Origin of the sequence: Micromonospora sp. NPDC049374, assembly GCF_040677165.1 — a bacterium.
Taxonomy (GTDB): Bacteria; Actinomycetota; Actinomycetes; order Mycobacteriales; family Micromonosporaceae; genus Micromonospora.
Window position 1 is genome coordinate 44787 of sequence record NZ_JBFAQH010000002.1, and the last position, 16934, is coordinate 61720.

Annotated in this window: 16 protein-coding genes and 1 tRNA gene; 9 read left to right on the forward strand and 8 right to left on the reverse strand. The window is 70.4% G+C overall.

The genetic code is table 11. The features are described 5' to 3' along the window. Positions 1-34 precede the first annotated feature (34 nt). From AB0J93_RS03580 to AB0J93_RS03595, 4 genes are all read left to right on the forward strand, one after another. Positions 35-1039, forward strand: coding sequence for an ABC transporter permease (locus AB0J93_RS03580; RefSeq protein WP_093410022.1), 1005 nt, complete (start codon positions 35-37; stop codon positions 1037-1039). Further along, positions 1036-1998, forward strand: coding sequence for an ABC transporter permease (locus tag AB0J93_RS03585; protein ID WP_164450034.1), 963 nt, complete (start codon positions 1036-1038; stop codon positions 1996-1998). Before AB0J93_RS03580 ends, AB0J93_RS03585 begins: the two co-directional genes overlap by 4 nt. A gap of 63 nt (positions 1999-2061) precedes the next feature. Further along, a complete protein-coding gene (locus AB0J93_RS03590; RefSeq protein ID WP_363917800.1) occupies positions 2062-3177 on the forward strand; it encodes an ABC transporter ATP-binding protein in 1116 nt (371 codons plus the stop codon). Between the two features lie 76 nt (positions 3178-3253). After that, the gene (locus AB0J93_RS03595) at positions 3254-4357 is read left to right on the forward strand and encodes an oligopeptide/dipeptide ABC transporter ATP-binding protein (RefSeq protein ID WP_363917802.1); all 1104 of its coding nucleotides are present in this window, start codon (positions 3254-3256) and stop codon (positions 4355-4357) included. 82 nt (positions 4358-4439) lie between these two features. Here the strand turns inward: AB0J93_RS03595 and AB0J93_RS03600 are convergent, their stop codons facing one another. Together AB0J93_RS03600 and AB0J93_RS03605 are read right to left on the reverse strand one after the other, a co-directional pair. Beyond that, positions 4440-4892, reverse strand: coding sequence for a hypothetical protein (locus tag AB0J93_RS03600; protein ID WP_363917804.1), 453 nt, complete (start codon positions 4890-4892; stop codon positions 4440-4442). Then, the gene (locus AB0J93_RS03605) at positions 4874-5533 is read right to left on the reverse strand and encodes an HNH endonuclease family protein (RefSeq protein ID WP_363917806.1); all 660 of its coding nucleotides are present in this window, start codon (positions 5531-5533) and stop codon (positions 4874-4876) included. The genes AB0J93_RS03600 and AB0J93_RS03605 overlap by 19 nt, the downstream gene beginning before the upstream one ends. Positions 5534-5641: 108 nt before the next feature. Here AB0J93_RS03605 and AB0J93_RS03610 point away from each other — a divergent pair, with 108 nt between their 5' ends. Beyond that, positions 5642-7114 (forward strand): MFS transporter, encoded by a 1473-nt coding sequence (locus tag AB0J93_RS03610; protein WP_363917808.1) that lies wholly within the window; start codon positions 5642-5644, stop codon positions 7112-7114. Between the two features lie 40 nt (positions 7115-7154). Here AB0J93_RS03610 and leuA read toward each other — a convergent pair whose 3' ends face one another. From leuA to AB0J93_RS03625, 3 genes are all read right to left on the reverse strand, one after another. After that, positions 7155-8912 (reverse strand): 2-isopropylmalate synthase, encoded by a 1758-nt coding sequence (gene leuA, locus AB0J93_RS03615; RefSeq protein WP_363917810.1) that lies wholly within the window; start codon positions 8910-8912, stop codon positions 7155-7157. 237 nt (positions 8913-9149) lie between these two features. Then, positions 9150-9698: a nitroreductase family protein gene (locus AB0J93_RS03620; RefSeq protein ID WP_363917812.1), complete on the reverse strand. Its 549-nt coding sequence runs from the start codon at positions 9696-9698 to the stop codon at positions 9150-9152. 85 nt (positions 9699-9783) lie between these two features. Further along, positions 9784-10614, reverse strand: a complete 831-nt coding sequence (locus AB0J93_RS03625) for a hypothetical protein (protein ID WP_363917814.1) — start codon at positions 10612-10614, stop codon at positions 9784-9786. A gap of 222 nt (positions 10615-10836) precedes the next feature. Between AB0J93_RS03625 and AB0J93_RS03630 the strand changes: the two genes are divergently transcribed. Continuing rightward, positions 10837-12102: an aspartate kinase gene (locus AB0J93_RS03630; protein ID WP_363917816.1), complete on the forward strand. Its 1266-nt coding sequence runs from the start codon at positions 10837-10839 to the stop codon at positions 12100-12102. A 5-nt stretch (positions 12103-12107) separates the two neighbouring features. Further along, positions 12108-13169, forward strand: a complete 1062-nt coding sequence (locus tag AB0J93_RS03635; RefSeq protein WP_363917818.1) for an aspartate-semialdehyde dehydrogenase — start codon at positions 12108-12110, stop codon at positions 13167-13169. Between the two features lie 190 nt (positions 13170-13359). Here the strand turns inward: AB0J93_RS03635 and AB0J93_RS03640 are convergent, their stop codons facing one another. After that, positions 13360-14778 carry a sensor domain-containing diguanylate cyclase gene (locus AB0J93_RS03640; RefSeq protein WP_363917820.1) on the reverse strand — a complete coding sequence of 473 codons (1419 nt, stop codon included), beginning with the start codon at positions 14776-14778 and terminating at the stop codon, positions 13360-13362. Between the two features lie 188 nt (positions 14779-14966). On the opposite strand from AB0J93_RS03640, the gene AB0J93_RS03645 reads away from it, so the two are divergent. Both AB0J93_RS03645 and AB0J93_RS03650 read left to right on the forward strand, forming a co-directional pair. Continuing rightward, positions 14967-15746: a phosphodiesterase gene (locus AB0J93_RS03645; RefSeq protein WP_363917822.1), complete on the forward strand. Its 780-nt coding sequence runs from the start codon at positions 14967-14969 to the stop codon at positions 15744-15746. A 113-nt stretch (positions 15747-15859) separates the two neighbouring features. Further along, positions 15860-16321, forward strand: a complete 462-nt coding sequence (locus AB0J93_RS03650; RefSeq protein WP_363917824.1) for a hypothetical protein — start codon at positions 15860-15862, stop codon at positions 16319-16321. A 39-nt stretch (positions 16322-16360) separates the two neighbouring features. On the opposite strand, the gene AB0J93_RS03655 is transcribed toward AB0J93_RS03650, so the two are convergent. Together AB0J93_RS03655 and AB0J93_RS03660 are read right to left on the reverse strand one after the other, a co-directional pair. Then, positions 16361-16687, reverse strand: coding sequence for a hypothetical protein (locus AB0J93_RS03655; RefSeq protein ID WP_363917826.1), 327 nt, complete (start codon positions 16685-16687; stop codon positions 16361-16363). 135 nt (positions 16688-16822) lie between these two features. Beyond that, positions 16823-16899, reverse strand: a tRNA-Pro gene (locus AB0J93_RS03660). Between the last annotated feature and the right edge of the window lie 35 nt (positions 16900-16934).

A 16934-nucleotide genomic window follows, 5' to 3' on the forward strand; every position in this document is an offset into this window, starting at 1 on the left:
CGCCCGTGATCCCTTGCCCCCTTCCGAGGCCGCCGTGTTCCGGTTCATCGTCAGACGCCTGCTTCAGTTGATACCCACGCTGTTCGGGCTCTCCATCCTGTTGTTCATCTGGCTCCGGCGACTGCCCGGAGGCCCCGAGACCGCCATTCTCGGCGAGCGGGGCACACCCGAGATGCGTGCCGCGATCCGCCGCAATCTCGGTCTCGACGAGCCGATCCTGATCCAGTACGGCCGGTTCGTCCGTCGGATGATCCGCCTCGACCTGGGTACGTCCATCTCGACGAAGCGCGAGGTGACGACGGAGTTCCTGCAACGATTCCCCGGCACCGTCGAGCTGACCATCACCGCGATGGTGATCGCGGTCGGCATCGGCATTCCGCTGGGCTACCTGGCCGCCCGTCGTCGTGGCCGCTTCCTCGATCACGCCTCCGTCGGCGGGTCGCTGATCGGCATCTGCATCCCGGTCTTCTTCCTCGCGTACATCCTCAAGGCGATCTTCTCGGAGAACCTCGGCTGGTTCCCCTCCAGCGGCCGGCAGGACCCGACCATCGGCGCCACCCGGATCACCAACTTCTTCGTCCTCGACGGACTGATGACCCGGGAGTGGGACGCCGCAGCCGACGCGCTCATGCATCTCGTGCTGCCGGCGCTCGCCTTGGCCAGCATCCCCTTGGCGATCATCGTCCGGATCACCCGGGCCAGTGTGCTCGAGGTGCTCAACGAGGACTTCGTGCGTACCGCCGAGGCCAAGGGCCTGACCGAGAACGTCGTGCGCCGCCGGCACGTGCTGCGCAACGCCATGCTCCCGGTGGTGACCTCGATCGGTCTGCTCACCGGTGGCCTGCTCTCCGGCGCGGTGCTGACCGAGACGGTCTTCGCCTTCAGCGGGATCGGCGCCTTTCTCGCCGACTCCATCAACCAGCGCGATTATCCGGTGCTGATGGGCTTCATCATGATCATCGCCGTGGTCTACGTGCTGGTGAACCTGATAGTGGACCTCTCCTACAGCCTGATCGACCCGAGGGTGAGGGTCCGATGACGACCATCGGTGGCAAGAAGCGAGAGAAGATCGACCGACTCGCCGAACTGGCCGCCCGCGACGAGGAGCGGGGGGTGAGCCTCTGGCAGGACGCCTTCCGTCGGCTGCGGCGCAACCCGGCCGCCATCATCGGCGCGGTCATCCTCACCGTCTTCGTCCTGGTCGCGCTGATCGGCCCGTTCCTGGTGCCGTACGGGCCGACGGACACGATGGGCATCCGGGAGGGCGTCATCAAACCGGGGCTCATCCCCGGATCTTCCAGCGAGCACTGGTTCGGTTACGACCACCAGGGTCGGGACGTCTTCAGCCGCATGATCGTCGGGGCCCGGCAGACCCTGCTGGTCGGCGTGGTGGCGACCCTGATCGGTCTCGCCGTCGGCGTGTTGATCGGCGGTGTCGCGGGTGCCGCCGCCGGCCTCGGCGGGCGCTGGGGCCGATGGGTCGACAGCACCCTGATGCGGTTCATCGACATGCTGCTGGCGCTGCCGAGCCTGCTGCTGGCGGTCAGCATCGCCGCGCTGCTCGGACCGAGCCTGACCACGGTCATGATTGCGGTCGGGATGGTCTCGGTGCCGGTCTTCGCCCGGCTGCTGCGTGGCTCGATGATCGCCCAGTCCAACAGCGACTACGTTTTGGCCGCCACCTCGCTCGGTGTACGCAAGTCGAAGATCGCCCTGGCCCACGTGCTGCCCAACTCGCTCGCCCCGGTCATTGTCCAGGCGACGCTGACCCTGGCCACAGCGATCATCGAAGCGGCAGCACTGTCCTTCCTCGGGCTCGGCAACCCCGACTCGGCAACCCCCGAGTGGGGCGTCATGCTCGCCGACGCGCAGCAGTACCTGGGCATCCGGCCCGAGCTGGCCATCTACCCGGCGGTCGCCATCATCATCACCGCGCTGGGTTTCACCCTGCTCGGTGAGTCGATGCGTGAGGCCCTCGACCCGAAGCTGCGGAAGTAGGCATGCCGAGCATGAGAAGCGCGCATTTGACTTCCGTGGCTGTGAACGAAAGGGCGGTGCGACATGGCACTGCTTGATGTCGAAGATCTTTCGGTGACCTTTGCCCGGCGCGGTCAGCGGACCGTGCGGGCCGTGGACGGAGTTTCCTTCTCCGTGGAGGCCGGCGAGGTCGTCGGCCTGGTCGGCGAGTCCGGCTGCGGCAAGTCGGTGACCTCACTGGCGATCATGGGCCTGCTGCCCAAGCAGCCCGGCCTTCAGGTGGCCGGCAAGGCCGTCTTCGACGGCACCGATCTGCTTCAGCTCGACGACCGGTCGCGGCGGGACATCCGGGGTCGGGACGTCGCGATGATCTTCCAGGATCCGCTGTCGTCGCTGAACCCGGTCGTGCCGATCGGGCTCCAGGTGACCGAGGTGCTGACCCGGCACCGTGGGATGCGGGGGGAGGCGGCGGCGAAGGAGGCTGCGCAGTTGCTGGACCGGGTCGGCATTCCCGACCCGAGGCGGCGGCTCAAGGAGTACCCCCACCAGCTCTCTGGTGGGATGCGCCAGCGTGCCCTGATCGCCATGGCGGTGGCCTGCCAACCCCGGCTGCTCATCGCCGATGAGCCGACGACCGCGCTGGACGTCACCATTCAGGCGCAGATCCTGGAACTGTTGAAGGATCTGGTCCGGGACTCCGGCACCGCGTTGGTGATGATCACGCACGACCTGGGCGTGGTGGCCGGCATGTGCGACACCATCAACGTGCTCTATGGCGGTCGGGTGGTGGAGACCGCACGGCGGCGTCCGCTGTTCCGCCAGCCCCGGCATCCGTACACCGTGGGGTTGCTCGGCTCGGTGCCGCGACTGGACGCGGGACGCGGTGAGCGGCTGAACCCGATTCCGGGCTCGGTGCGTGACCTGCTGCCCTGGCCGGACGGCTGCGCCTTCGCCCCGCGCTGCGACCGACGGGTGGACGCCTGCGTCGGCGAGCCGCCGGACCTGGTGCTGACCCACGACGGTCGCAGCTACCGGTGCGTCAACCCGGCGCCGGTGCCGGGCCTGACCCGCGGCGAGGAGGTCCGGGAGGCGCAACCGGGACAGGCCACGCCGGGCTCGGTGCCCGCGCAGGCGGTGCCGGACGACCCGCCGGCCGTGCCGGGCCTGGCCGCCGCCCCCAGCGAGGAGGAGACGCCGTGAGCGAGCGCAGCGAGCGAATCAATCGGCTCAGTGTGGTGGTGCCTCATAACGGCACGCAGCGAAGCGGAGTGCCGTCATGAGCGGAGAGGACACCCTCGTCGAGGTACGGGACCTGAAGGTGCACTTCCCGATCAAGCGGGGGGTGCTGTTCGACCGTACGGTCGGCCACGTCAAGGCGGTCGACGGCGTCGACCTGCGCATCACGCGCGGCCAGACGTACGGCCTGGTCGGCGAGTCGGGCTGCGGAAAGTCCACGCTCGGGCGGGCGTTGCTCCAGCTCACCCCGCCGACCTCGGGCGAGGTCAGCTTCGACGGGGTCGAGCTGACCACGCTTGCACCGAACAAGCTGCGCACGATGCGCCGCCGGATGCAGATGATCTTCCAGGACCCGATGTCCAGCCTCGATCCACGGCAGAACGTCGAGTCCATCCTCACCGAGGGCCTACAGGCGCACGGTATCGGTGGTGACCGGGACGGTCGTCGCAAGATCATCGCCGAGACGTTGGACCAGGTCGGGCTGCCGCGTTGGGCGCTGTCTCGCTACCCGCACGAGTTCTCCGGCGGCCAGCGGCAGCGCATCGGTATCGCCCGGGCGCTGGTGCTGGGGCCGGAACTCATCGTCGCGGACGAGCCGGTGTCCGCGCTCGACGTGTCGATTCAGGCCCAGGTGGTCAACCTCCTCGACGAACTTCAGGACAATCTCGGTCTGACCTACCTGGTGATCGCGCACGACCTGGCGGTGGTCCGGCACATCTCCGACACCGTCGGCGTGATGTATTTGGGTGCACTTGTCGAGGAGGCGCCGAGCGACCGGCTCTACACCGAACCGCTGCACCCGTACACCCGGGCACTGATGTCGGCGGTGCCGGTGCCCGACCCGGACGTGGAGGATCGCCGGGAGCGCATCCTCATCGCCGGTGATCTGCCCTCGCCGGCCAATCCGCCGTCGGGCTGCCGCTTCCACACCCGGTGCCCGTGGGCGCAGCCGACCCGCTGCGCCGACGAGCGGCCGGGGCTGCGGGAGATCGGCGGCAGTCGGGTCGCCTGCCACTGGGCAGAGCAGATCGCCAGCGGGGAACTGCGTCGGCACAAGGTCAGCGTGGAGATCACCCGGCCGGCGGGTGAGGGCGAGGAGCCCTCGGTCGTCTCCGCTCCTACCGAGCCGGGCTCCTTCGTGTAGTTCCGGAGCAACGGGTCCCTTCCTGACGCCTGAGCTGCCGGAAGGGGCCCTTGCCCGGATATTGCCGACGTCCCGGCGGCGATCAGCCTTCCGGGCGGTGCAGCAGGCCGATGGCGATGTTGTGTACCGCGTCCAGCCCGGCGACGTCGGCCAGCGGCGTGCTGGCGCCGGTGACCGCGTACCACTCGTCGGCGTCCTTGTACTGGACGTGCAGACTGACCCGCCCGTCGGCGAAGTCGGTGCGCAGGGTCAGCTCACCGGTCACCACGCCGACCTCGTCGGTCATCACGCCGCCCGGTCCCGGCACGATGTCGGCGCTGCGGCTCTGCGGGCCGGTGGCACCGCCGGCGTCGGCGGTCATCCCGGCGCCCGGCACCTCCACCTCACCCGCGGCGGCACCGTCGGCGGTCATGCCGGCCGTGGCCGGGCCGGGTGGCGGGCTGCCGGTGGCCGCCGCCGCGTCCTCACCGCCCGGATCCGGCATGCGCTCGGGTGCCGGTGCGCCGTCGGCGCCGGTTACGGCTTGCTCTCCCATGTGCAGCCCTCCAACATGTCGGCCAGTTCGGCCTGCTCGGCACTGGTCACCGTCAGCTGCCAGTGGTGCTTCACCGCCACCCAGTCCCCGGCATATTGACACCAGTATGACCGGTTTGATGGCTTCCACTGGGACGGGTCCTGGTCACCCTTTGCCCGGTTGGAGGATGCGGAAACCGCGAAGAGCTGCGGCCGGTCGAGGTCGTTGGCGAAGTCGCCGCGCTTCGAGTCGTCCCATTCGTCGGCGCCGGAGCGCCAGGCGTTGGCCAGCGGGACCATGTGGTCGATGTCCACGTCGGAGGGGTCGGTGAAGGTGCGTCCGTCGTAGACGCTCTCCCACCGCCCGCCGACCACGTTGCAGCCGGAGTGCTCGATGGCCTTGCCGTCGCGCTCCAGCACGGTGTCGCGGACGTCGCAGTTCTGGCCGGTCTTGCGCCAGTGCGGGAAGCGGTTGCGGCTGTAGCCGCGCATCGAGCCCGCCTCGGCGACGGTCAGTTCCGCGAGCATCTGGTTGATGTTGCCGCTGCCGCTCGGCGGCGTGACCGGCTCCTCCTCAAGCGGGACGCAGCCGGCGGCGCCGAGGGTCAGCGCCGCGACGAGCGCGAGCGCCCCCGGGGCGCGGGGTCCTGATCTGGTACGCACAGACGACACCTTTCCAGCTTGCGGGCTTCCGGCGATCCCGCACAGTACCCGGCCAGGGTTTCGGCGTTTCGTGGTGTCTGGCGGATGGTGCACGGCAGATTGGTAACCATGCCCGAACCCTCGTCCGCCCTCCGCCTGCGCAGCAGCGCCGGCCGGGGCACCCTGGCCGCCGCCGTGCTGGCCTCCGGCATGGTCTTCCTGGACAGCACCGTGGTCAACGTGGCGCTGCCCCACCTCGGTGCCGATCTCGGCGCATCGGTGGCAGGTCTTCAGTGGACCATCAACGGCTACCTGCTGACCCTCGCCGCGTTCGTCCTGCTCGGTGGGGCGCTGGGCGACCGCTTCGGGCGTCGGCGGGTGTTCCTGCTCGGCGTGGTCTGGTTCACCGTCGCCTCCATACTCTGCGGGTTCGCGCTGCGCACCGACTGGCTGGTGGCCGCGCGGTTCCTCCAGGGTGCCGGGGGTGCCCTGCTCACCCCGGGTTCGCTGGCGCTGCTTCAGGCCAGCTTCCATCCCGACGACCGGGCGAAGGCGATCGGAGCGTGGTCGGGGCTCTCCGGTGTCTCCACCGCGCTCGGGCCGTTCATCGGCGGTTGGCTGATCGACGCCCTCTCCTGGCGGTGGATCTTCTTCCTGAACGTGCCGTTGGCGGTGCTCGTCGTGCTGGCGACGCTCCGCTGGGTTCCGGAGAGCCGGGACGAGAACGCGTCCCGGAAGCGGGGCACCCGCCAGTTCGATGTGGCCGGCGCTCTGCTCGGCGCACTCGCCCTCGCGGGTGTCACGTACGCCCTGGTCGACGCCCCCGACCGGGGTCTGGACTCGCCGGCGGTGGTGGTGGCAGCCCTGGCCGGGGTGGTCGCCGCGGTGGCGTTCGTGGTCCTGGAGCGGCGCCGTGGGGAGACCGCGATGCTGCCCACCGGCCTGTTCCGCAGCCGGTTGTTCTCGGTGCTGAACTTCTTCACCGTGCTGGTCTACGCCGCTCTCGGCGGGTTCACCTTCTTCATCGCCGTGTACCTACAGAACGTGATCGGCTGGTCAGCCCTGCTCACCGGCCTCGCGTTGCTGCCGATGACCCTGCTGCTGCTGGTGGGCTCGCCGGTCACCGGTGCGCTGTCGACGAGGATCGGACCCCGGTTGCCGCTGACCGTCGGGCCGCTGCTGGCCGCCGTCGGGCTGCTGATGCTGCGCGAGATCGAGCCGGGTGCGTCGTACTGGCGGCAGGTGCTGCCCGGGGTGGCGATCTTCGGAGTCGGGCTGACCCTGGTCGTGGCGCCGCTGACCGCCTCGGTGCTGGCCGCCGTGAACGACCGCTTCGCGGGAGTGGCCAGCGGCTTCAACAACGCCGCCTCGCGGGTCGGTGGGCTGCTCGCGGTGGCGGCCCTGCCGTTGCTGGTCGGGCTGACCGGCACCGGGTACGAACAACCCGCGGAACTCACCGCCGCCTACCGTGGCGCGTTGCTCTGGTGTGCCGGCCTGCTGCTGGCCGGTGCCCTCATCGCCGCCCTGCTGGTGCACCGGCCGGCCCGTCGCCCGCCACCAGCCCAGCCCTGCCACTCGTTGCCGGTCTCCACACCGAGATGACGCGGGGCCCCGCATTCAATGCGGGGCCCCGCGTGTCGTCTCAGCCTCGGGCGCGGTTGACGGCGCTGGTGACCGCCTTGATGGAGGCGGTGACGATGTTGGCGTCCATCCCGACACCCCAGACGGTGTTCCCCTGCACCTCGCACTCGACGTACGCGGCGGCCTGCGCGTCCCCACCGGAGGAGAGCGCGTGCTCGTGGTAGTCGAGCACGCGGACGCTCACACCGGCCGAGCCCAGCGCGTTGACGTACGCGTCGATCGGGCCGTTGCCGATCGCGGTGATGGAGCGGTCCCGTCCCCCGGTGTGGATCTGGGCGGTGATCTCGACCTTTCCGTCGGCGGTACCGATCGCGTACTCGGACAGCGCCACCGCAGGCTCGCGCTGGTGGTCGAGCAGGTACTGCCCGGCGAAGATCTGCCACATGGTGGCCGGGTCGACCTCACCGCCGTCGTGATCGGTCACCTGCTGCACCACGCCGGAGAACTCGATCTGGAGCCGGCGGGGCAGATCGAGCTGGTGCTCGGTCTTCATGACGTACGCGACGCCGCCCTTGCCGGACTGCGAGTTGACCCGGATCACCGCCTCGTAGCTGCGGCCCAGGTCCTTCGGGTCGATCGGCAGGTACGGCACTGCCCAGGTGAACCCGTCGACCGGTACCCCGGCCGCCGCCGCGTCGGCCTCCAGCGCGGTGAACCCCTTGTTGATGGCGTCCTGGTGGGAGCCGGAGAAGGCGGTGTAGACCAGGTCGCCGGCGTACGGGTGGCGCTCGTGCACGGGCAGTTGGTTGCAGTACTCGACGGCCCGCTTGATCTCGTCGATGTCCGAGAAGTCGATCATCGGATCGATGCCCTGGGAGAACAGGTTCAGCCCCAGCGTCACCAGGTCGACGTTGCCGGTGCGCTCGCCGTTGCCGAACAGGCAGCCCTCGATCCGGTCGGCGCCGGCCAGCAGGCCCAGCTCGGCGGCGGCCACCCCGGTGCCCCGGTCGTTGTGCGGGTGCAGGCTGAGTACCAGGCTGTCGCGTCGGGGCAGGCGCCGGTGCATCCACTCGATCGAGTCGGCGTACACGTTCGGCGTGGCCATCTCGACGGTGGCCGGCAGGTTGATGATCAGTTTGCGGTCCGGGGTGGGGTCGATCACGTCGATGACCTTCGCGCAGACCTCCAGCGCGTACTCCAGCTCGGTGCCGGTGTAGGACTCCGGCGAGTACTCGTAGAAGATCTCGGTGTCCGGGGTGTGGATCTCCGCGTACTTCTGGCAGAGCCGGGCGCCGCTGGTCGCGATGTCGGTGATGCCGTCCCGGTCCAGCCCGAACACCACCCGACGTTGCAGGGTCGAGGTCGAGTTGTAGAAGTGCACGATCGCCCGGCGGGCCCCGCGCAGCGACTCGAAGGTGCGGTCGATCAGGTGCTCCCGGCACTGGGTCAGCACCTGGATGGTGACGTCCTCGGGGATCAGGTCCTGCTCGATCAGCTGGCGGACGAAGTCGTAGTCGGTCTGGCTGGCCGAGGGGAAGCCGACCTCGATCTCCTTGTAGCCCATCTGCACCAGCAGCTGGAACATCCGCCGCTTGCGCTCGGGTGACATCGGGTCGATCAGGGCCTGGTTGCCGTCCCGCAGGTCGACCGCACACCAGCGCGGGGCGGCGTCGACGTGCCGGGTCGGCCAGGTGCGCTCGGGCAGGTCGATCCGGAACTGCTCCCGGTACGGCTGGTAACGGGTGTACGGCATCCGGCTCGGGCGCTGCCGCGCGATCGGATCGGAGTCGATGTCGGTGGTGCCGGCTGGGTGAGCCATGGCGGAGTTCTCCCGTGGTCATGTGACGTCAGCGGTGGAGGTCGGCAGCGAGGCCGAGAAGGATCCGGGAAATGCTGGCGGCGCGGTTCAACTCCGCGACGAGGTGCCGGCCGTCAGGCCTCGTCGCGGCGACCAAGGAGAAGGTGCGCCTGCCACATGACAGAGTGACACTACGTGATGGACGTCAGGTCTGGGAAGGCTCGTCCGGAATTTGGGACGAGATTCGCAAAGGCATCCTCAACGCGAGATGTTCGAGCAGCTCAGGAGCAGTTCGGCCAATGGCTGGCGGTGGCGTAGCGACGTCTCGCGGACCAGCAGATCGGCCGGGAGGCTGAACGGATCACCGAGTTGCCCGACCGCCGTCACCACGTACGGTCGCACCTCGGAGGGCAGATCGAGGTCGGCGACCAGACCGGGCCGGTCGAGCTCGGTCACCTGGCGAACGTGCAGCCCCAGCGCGGTGGCCTGCACGGTCAGGTGGGCCACCGCCTGCCCCAGGTCGTACGCCGCGAACGGGTTGCCGGTGGAGTGGTACGCGGCGAGCAGCAGCACGCTGGCCCGCCCGGCCCACCGCTGTTCGCCCGCCGGCAGGTTGACCAGGATCCGCTTGAAGGTCTCGTCCTCGCGGTGCCCGACGGCGAACCGCCAGGGTTGCCGGTTGTCGACCGAGGGCGCCCACCGCGCCGCCTCCAGCAGGGTCGTCACTTCGGCCGGCGTCAACTCCGCGATCGGGTCGAAGGAGCGGGGACTCCAGCGGAAGGCGAGCAGTGGAGTGAGGTCGGTCATGGGAAAAGTGTCCCGTATGGGCGTTTTGGTCACACTGGTAGGGGGGTGCGAATGTGGGCAATGACACCCGTAACGGGATGAGTCGTCAGGGCGTTCCCGCGTGCTCGTCCGTACCGGTCGGGTCCGTGGCGGTCGGTTCCGTGCCGAGGGGCGTGGCCGGGTCCACCGGCGCGGCCATGCCCAGCGGCTCGCCCTCGACCACCGGACCGGGCAGTTGCACCGTGCCCGGGGCCGGCTCGGGTGGGGCGGCCAGCGTCAGCGTGCCGAACGCCGCCCGTACCGCAGTCGGTGTGCCGTCGGCGTCGAAACAGTAGATGCCGACGTCCAGTGGCGGGTTGATCGATGCCGCGGTGGTCTCCACCGAGTAGCAGCTGCCGGTCGCGTCGGCGGGTGCCATGGCCGGCGACACCGCCAGCGGGGCGCGGCGGTCGGTCAGCACGTCGAGCCAGTCGGTGAACGGGTGCTGCACGCGGGGATCCAGCCGGCGCGGCAGCGTGTCGTCCCGCTCACCGAGGCGTACGCAGCTCGCCGGCTCCGGTCGGGCGGCCGACGGCAGCCCACACTGGAACAACCCGTCCGCGATCGCGGCCAGCGTGATGTCGGCGGTGCCGCCGAGCGCCCCGCCCGGCACGTCCACCCGCCAACTGCCGTCGTTCGCGCTGGTGAAGACGACCAGACGGTCGGCGGCCCCGTCGGCCCGAAAGGTGTACCGGGCGACCAGGTGCCGGTCCTGCGCGGCCGCCGCCAGGGCGGCCAACTCGTCCCGCGCCGCATCCGGACCGGCCGGACGCGGCGCGGCGGTCGGCGGCGGTGCGGGGTCGGTGGGCGGGTCGGGCGAGCAGGCGGCGAGGAGTGCGGGCACGGCGAGCGCGAGCGCGACGGTCAGCTGACGGTTCGGATGATGGGCGGCGGGCACCCGGTCATTCTGGGCGTTGGGCAGGGCTCGGGACAGCCCCGGAAAGGCTGGCGTTTCCGGCGTGTCGCCGGCCACTTCCGCCGTGCCCCGGGGCCGGATGGTGGGATCACCTGACCTGGCGGTCAGAGACGCCCGATACCCTGAGGTCGTCCGACCCGCGCCGCCGGCCCCGGTGCCGGCGGCGTCGGCACGCTCAGGGCAACCGGGAGGGAGTGCACCGTCGTGGCACTCGTGGTGCAGAAGTACGGCGGGTCCTCCGTCGCCAACGCCGAGCGGATCAAGCGGGTGGCCGAGCGTATCGTCGCGGCCCGCAAGGTCGGCGACGACGTGGTCGTGGTGGTCTCCGCGATGGGTGACACCACCGACGAGCTGCTCGACCTGGCCAACCAGGTGAGCCCGTTGCCGCCCGGCCGGGAGCTGGACATGCTCCTCACCGCCGGCGAACGGATCTCCATGGCGCTGCTCGCCATGGCGATCCACAACCTGGGGTATGAAGCCCGCTCGTTCACCGGTTCCCAGGCCGGAGTGATCACCACGTCGGTGCACGGCCGGGCGCGGATCATCGACGTCACCCCGGGTCGCCTGAAGGGCGCACTGGACGAGGGTGCAGTGGTCATCGTCGCCGGATTCCAGGGCGTGTCGCAGGACACCAAGGACGTCACCACCCTCGGGCGGGGCGGTTCCGACACCACCGCCGTGGCGCTGGCCGCGGCGCTGCGCGCGGACGTCTGCGAGATCTACACCGATGTCGACGGGGTGTTCACCGCCGATCCGCGGATCGTGCCCAACGCCCGGCACATCAGGCAGATCACCTACGAGGAGATGCTGGAGCTGGCCGCCTGCGGTGCCAAGGTGCTGCACCTGCGTAGCGTGGAGTACGCCCGGCGGGCCGGGCTGCCGATCCATGTCCGTTCGTCATACTCGACAAACACCGGCACCATGGTCACCGGATCGATGGAGGAGCTCTCTGTGGAGCAGGCACTGATCACCGGGGTCGCCCACGACCGTAGCGAAGCCAAGATCACTATCGTCGGGGTGCCCGACGAGCCCGGCGCCGCCGCGAGCATCTTCGACACCGTCGCGGGCGCTGAGATCAACATCGACATGATCGTGCAGAACGTCTCCACCGAGGGCACCGGCCGTACGGACATCTCCTTCACGCTGCCGAAGACCGACGGCCCGACCGCGATGGCCGCCCTGAGCAAGATCCAGGAGACGGTGAACTTCAAGGGCCTGCTCTACGACGACCACGTCGGCAAGGTCTCCCTGATCGGTGCGGGGATGCGGTCGCACCCCGGGGTGGCCGCCGGCTTCTTCGCCGCGCTGGGCCAGGCCGGAGTGAACATCGAGATGATCTCCACTTCGGAGATCCGCGTCTCGGTGGTCTGCCGGGACACCGACCTCGACGCGGCGGTCCGTGCCATCCATGAGGCCTTCGACCTTGGCGGCGACACCGAAGCCGTGGTGTACGCGGGGACGGGGCGGTAGCGCGGGTGGCCGGGCTGCCCACCCTGGCCGTGGTCGGGGCGACGGGGGCCGTCGGCACGGTGATGTGTGAGCTGCTCACCGGGCGGCGCAACGTCTGGGGCGAGATCCGGCTGCTGGCCTCCGAACGGTCCGCCGGTCGGAAGGTCCGCTGTCGGGGCGAGGAACTGACCGTCCAGGTCCTCACCGAGGAGGCGCTCGACGGCGTCGACGTGGCGATGTTCGACGTACCGGACGAGGTCGCCGCGCACTGGGCACCGATCGCGGTCGGTCGCGGTGCCATCGTGGTGGACAACTCAGGTGCCTTCCGGATGGATCCCGACGTTCCGTTGGTGGTGCCCGAGATCAATCCGGAGCAGTTGCGTAACCGGCCCCGGGGCATCGTCGCCAACGCGAACTGCACCACCCTCGCGATGATCGTCGCGGTCGCCCCGCTGCACCGCGAGTACGGCCTGCGGGAGCTGGTGCTCGCCTCGTACCAGGCGGTCTCCGGAGCCGGTCAGGGCGGCGCGGACGCACTGCACGACCAGTTGACCAAGGTGGCCGGTGACCGGCTGCTCGGTTCGCGTACCGGCGACGTGCGGCAGGCGGTCGGCGACGAGCTCGGCCCGTTCCCGGCACCGCTGGCGCTCAACGTGGTCCCCTGGGCCGGCTCGCTGGCCGATGGCGGCTGGTCGTCCGAGGAGATGAAGATGCGCAACGAGTCGCGCAAGATCCTCGGGTTGCGTGACCTCAAGGTCTCCGCCACCTGCGTACGGGTACCCGTGGTGACCGGCCACTCGGTCGCGGTGCACGCCGTCTTCGCCACCGAGATCGACGCCGAGGGTGCCCGCGGCGTGTTGCGCAACGCGCCCGGCGTGATCGTGGTCGACGATCCGGCGGCCGGCGAGTTCCCGATGCCGATCGACGCGGTGGGCACCGACCCCTCCTGGGTCGGTCGGATCCGCCGCGCCGTCGACGACCCGAGGGCGCTGGACTTCTTCGTCACCGGCGACAACCTCCGCAAGGGTGCCGCCCTCAACACCGCCCAGATCGCCGAACACCTCGCCAAAGACCTCACCCACCCCTGACACCCCCCACCCCGCCAGCCCCTCCCCGCTCGGCCCCACCCCACCCCGCTTGTGTTGACCATGAAGTTGTTGTCGGCCGAGAGCGCTCTCCGGAGCAATAACCTCATGATCAACAGGTGGGGCGAGGTGGGGAGTGGGCGGGGGTGGGGTGCAGGGGGTGCAGGGGGTGCAGGGGGTGCAGGGGGTGGGGTTAGGCGGCGGAGAGGTGGACGCCGTCGCGGCCCTGTCGTTTTACCGCGTAGAGGGCCTGGTCGGCGCGGCGCAGGGCGAGTTCGGGCGACTCGCCGGGGCGGGGGAGCGCCACTCCGATGCTGATCGTGCGACCCACCCGGCGAGCCGCCTCGGTGAGCCGTTCGGCGACGCGGACCGCCTCCTCGGGGCGGCTCACCTCGATCACCGCGACGAACTCGTCCCCGCCGATCCGGTACAACTCATCGCCCTGGCGCAGCGCATCCTCCAACGCCCGGGCGAGCCCGATCAGCACCCGGTCGCCCACCTGGTGGCCGTACGTGTCGTTGACGGCCTTGAAGCCGTCCACGTCGATCGCCAGCAGGGCGGTGCGACCCGGCGTCACGGTGGCGATCCGCTGCCCGAACGGGCCGGTGTGCCGCAGCCCGGTCAGCGGGTCGGAACTGGCCTGCTCGCGCAGCCGTTCCAGGGTGCGTAGCCGGTCCAGGCAGCTCCACGCCTGCCCGGCCAGCAGCTCCAACAGGTTGACGGTGGTCGGGTCCGGCCGCAGCAGCCGCTCGTCGGCGACCAGCAGCACCCCACCCCGCTCCGGCGGCCCGAACGGCACCGCCACCAACGTGCTGACGCCGACCCGGACCAGCGGCTGATGTTCGTCGGTGGGTGGATGACCGGCCTCACCGAGGGTGTAGCCCGCCCCGTAGCGGTGGGCCCGGTCGATGATGCGCCCGATCGCCGAGGCATCCAGCTCGGCCAGTTCGGTACGCATCCGGGTCTCCAACTCGCCCGGGGCGACGGTCGGGGCACCCAGTCGCGGGCCGCCCCGGCCACCGAGCAGCAGGACGGCCGCGGCGAGGGTCGACACGTCCCGGGCCGCAGCGATCGCGGCCGTCATGAGGTCCCACTCGGTGCTGGCGGCGGTCATCGCCGAGACGTGCCGGAGCAACTTCTCGCTGCGGCTCTCCGCCGGCCCACCGAGTGCCGAGATTCGGGCGCCGAGGCGGCCCGCGACCCGTTCGGCGACCACCCGCCAGGAGGCGAGGTCGGCCGGCCCGGTCCACTGCAGGTCGAGTACGCCGATGGTCCGGCCCGCCGGATTCAGGACCGGTACGCACACCTCGGCGGTGACGTCCGGGCGTACCGGGATGTGCGCGGCGTCGGCGGCGACGTCCGGGACGACTGTGGAACGCCCACCGGTGTAGACCCGCCCGACGATGCCGGCGTCCGGCGCGACGGTGGCGAAGACCTGCCAGGAACCGGTGGCGGCGACGCAGCGGAGCCGGCCGTGCACGTGCAGCAGGACGGCGATCGTGGCAGGGGTGTGCCGGGCGAGAGCGTCCACGGCCGCTTCGCAGACCTCGGTGACGGTCGACGCCATGGGCAGGCGGACCGTGACGTCACGGATGACTCGCTGGTGATCCACTCGCACGTCGTTCCAGGTCGGATCGGTTCCCGGTGGCGCCGGGTCGCGGATCAAGCGTACTCACGCGGGACTGAGAGCCGGTTGTGGTCGTACACATGTGCTATCCACAGGATGTGGACAGGGCCGGTGGGGCCACGCGCAGGGCGCGGCGGCGATAGCGTGGGGATCTCCGGTCGAGTGGAGGCCCGATGCTCATCGCCCACCTCAGCGATCCGCACCTGACCACCGGCGTCCTCGGTGCCGAGCCGGCTGCCGGCCTGCACCGGGCGCTCGGCCGGGTGCTGGCGCTGAACCCCCGGCCCGACTGCGTGGTCATCACCGGCGACCTGGCCGACCACGGCCGTCCCGACGAGTACGCCGTGCTGCGCGAGGTGCTCGGGCGGTTCCCGCTGCCGGTGCACCTGGTCACCGGCAACCACGATGACCGGGAGTCGCTGCTCGACGCCTTCGGCGGCACGCCCTGGCTCGGCGGCGGCTTCTCCGCGCACTACCAGGTCGACCACCCTGCGGCGACCGTGGTCGTGCTCGACTCCCTGGTCCCCGGCTCGGACGGCGGGCGGCTCGGCGAGGAGCAACTCGCCTGGCTGGACGGGGTGCTGGCCGCACGCCCCGACGTGCCGGCCGTGGTCTGCCTGCACCACCCACCGATCGAGGTCGGCATCCCGATCGCCGACTCGATCCGGCTCGCCGACGGTGCCGAGCTCGCCGAGGTGCTGCGCCGACACCCCCATGTGGTGCGCGTCGCCGCAGGCCACCTGCACCGTCCGGTGACCGCCACCTTCGCCGGCACGGTGCTGTCGGTCGCACCGAGCACCTGGCGGCAGTCGACGCTCACCATGAGCGACGATGAGCGGATCGGGTGGGTCGCCGAGCCCACCGCCCTGCTGTTGCACGTGGTGTCCGGGGCGGGCTGCGTCACGCACACCGTCCAGGTGAGCCACACCGCCGGCATGACCTGCGGCTTCTGAACTGTGCACCGGGGCGGAGAACGACGTGGATCACTATCGTGGTTCGCTGAGGTTGCCGGTGGTTGCTCCGGGCCGTCCGGCTCGACGGCCCAGCGGGACGGAGGGGTGTCGGGATGAGGCGTGGTCTTGCGGTGCTGGTGGTGGCCCTGCTGTTGAGCACTCCGGTGGTGACCGCCTGGCTCGTCGGCGACCTGACCGGTGAGGCGGCCCGGCGGCTCGCGGCCGAGGGCGAGTCGCTCGACTACGCGGTGGAGCCGGTCAGCCTGGGCGCGACCGGCGACCGGGTCCTGGTGGTCGTGGCCAGCGCGCTCATGCTGGTGTCGCTGGCGCTGCTGATTCGCGCCACAGTCACCCGCAAACTCGATCCGCGCTTGTGGTTCGCGCTCGTACCGCTGATCGTCGCCGGTGTGTTGATCGGGCTCGCCTGGCGGATCGTGACCGCCGGAGCGATCGGTGCGAACATCGGTGCCGGCCTCGTCGTTCTCGGCGGTGGCCCGGTGCTCCTGATCCTCCTCGGCATCGCCGCCGTACAGATGGCTCGGCTGCGCCGCGAGCATCGCCGCCGGGTCGGCTGAGGCGGGCGAGCTTCGGCGTCGGCAGGCCGAACCAGGACGTCACTGCAGTGGAGGGGGAAAGGGCACCTCTCCGCTGAGCGCCTTCGCGGCCAACTCCACCCGCTCCGGGTGGCAGGCGCGATCTTCGAGCGGGTGACCGGCCACGTTGATGCAGCGTTGACCGGGCAGGGCGGCGCAGATCGGGCATTGAAGAAAGAGCCCGCCCGACGGCACCACCTCGATGCCCTGCGCCAGAGCTGCTTTGCCGATCTTGACGATCGCCTGGTAGAGGGCTTGATCCTGGTGGCGTGCGGCGGCATTGGCAACCTCCCGCATGCCCTCCCAGAACCGTTCGCGGGCGTCCGGCTCGTCCACGTCGATGCGCATGATCGGGCATCCCCGCCGACCCACCGGCCAAACCTGGCCCCCGGGAAACTCACCGCGCCCGATGCGCTGGCCGGCGAAGGCGTTGCCACAGCACGAAAAGAGGGGCACATCCAGCGACTGGATGTGCCCCTCACCTGGTCGGGGTGGCCGGATTCGAACCGACGACCTCTTCGTCCCGAACGAAGCGCGCTACCAAGCTGCGCCACACCCCGAGGCGTGCCGACAAATAGTAGCCCACCCGTCCCGA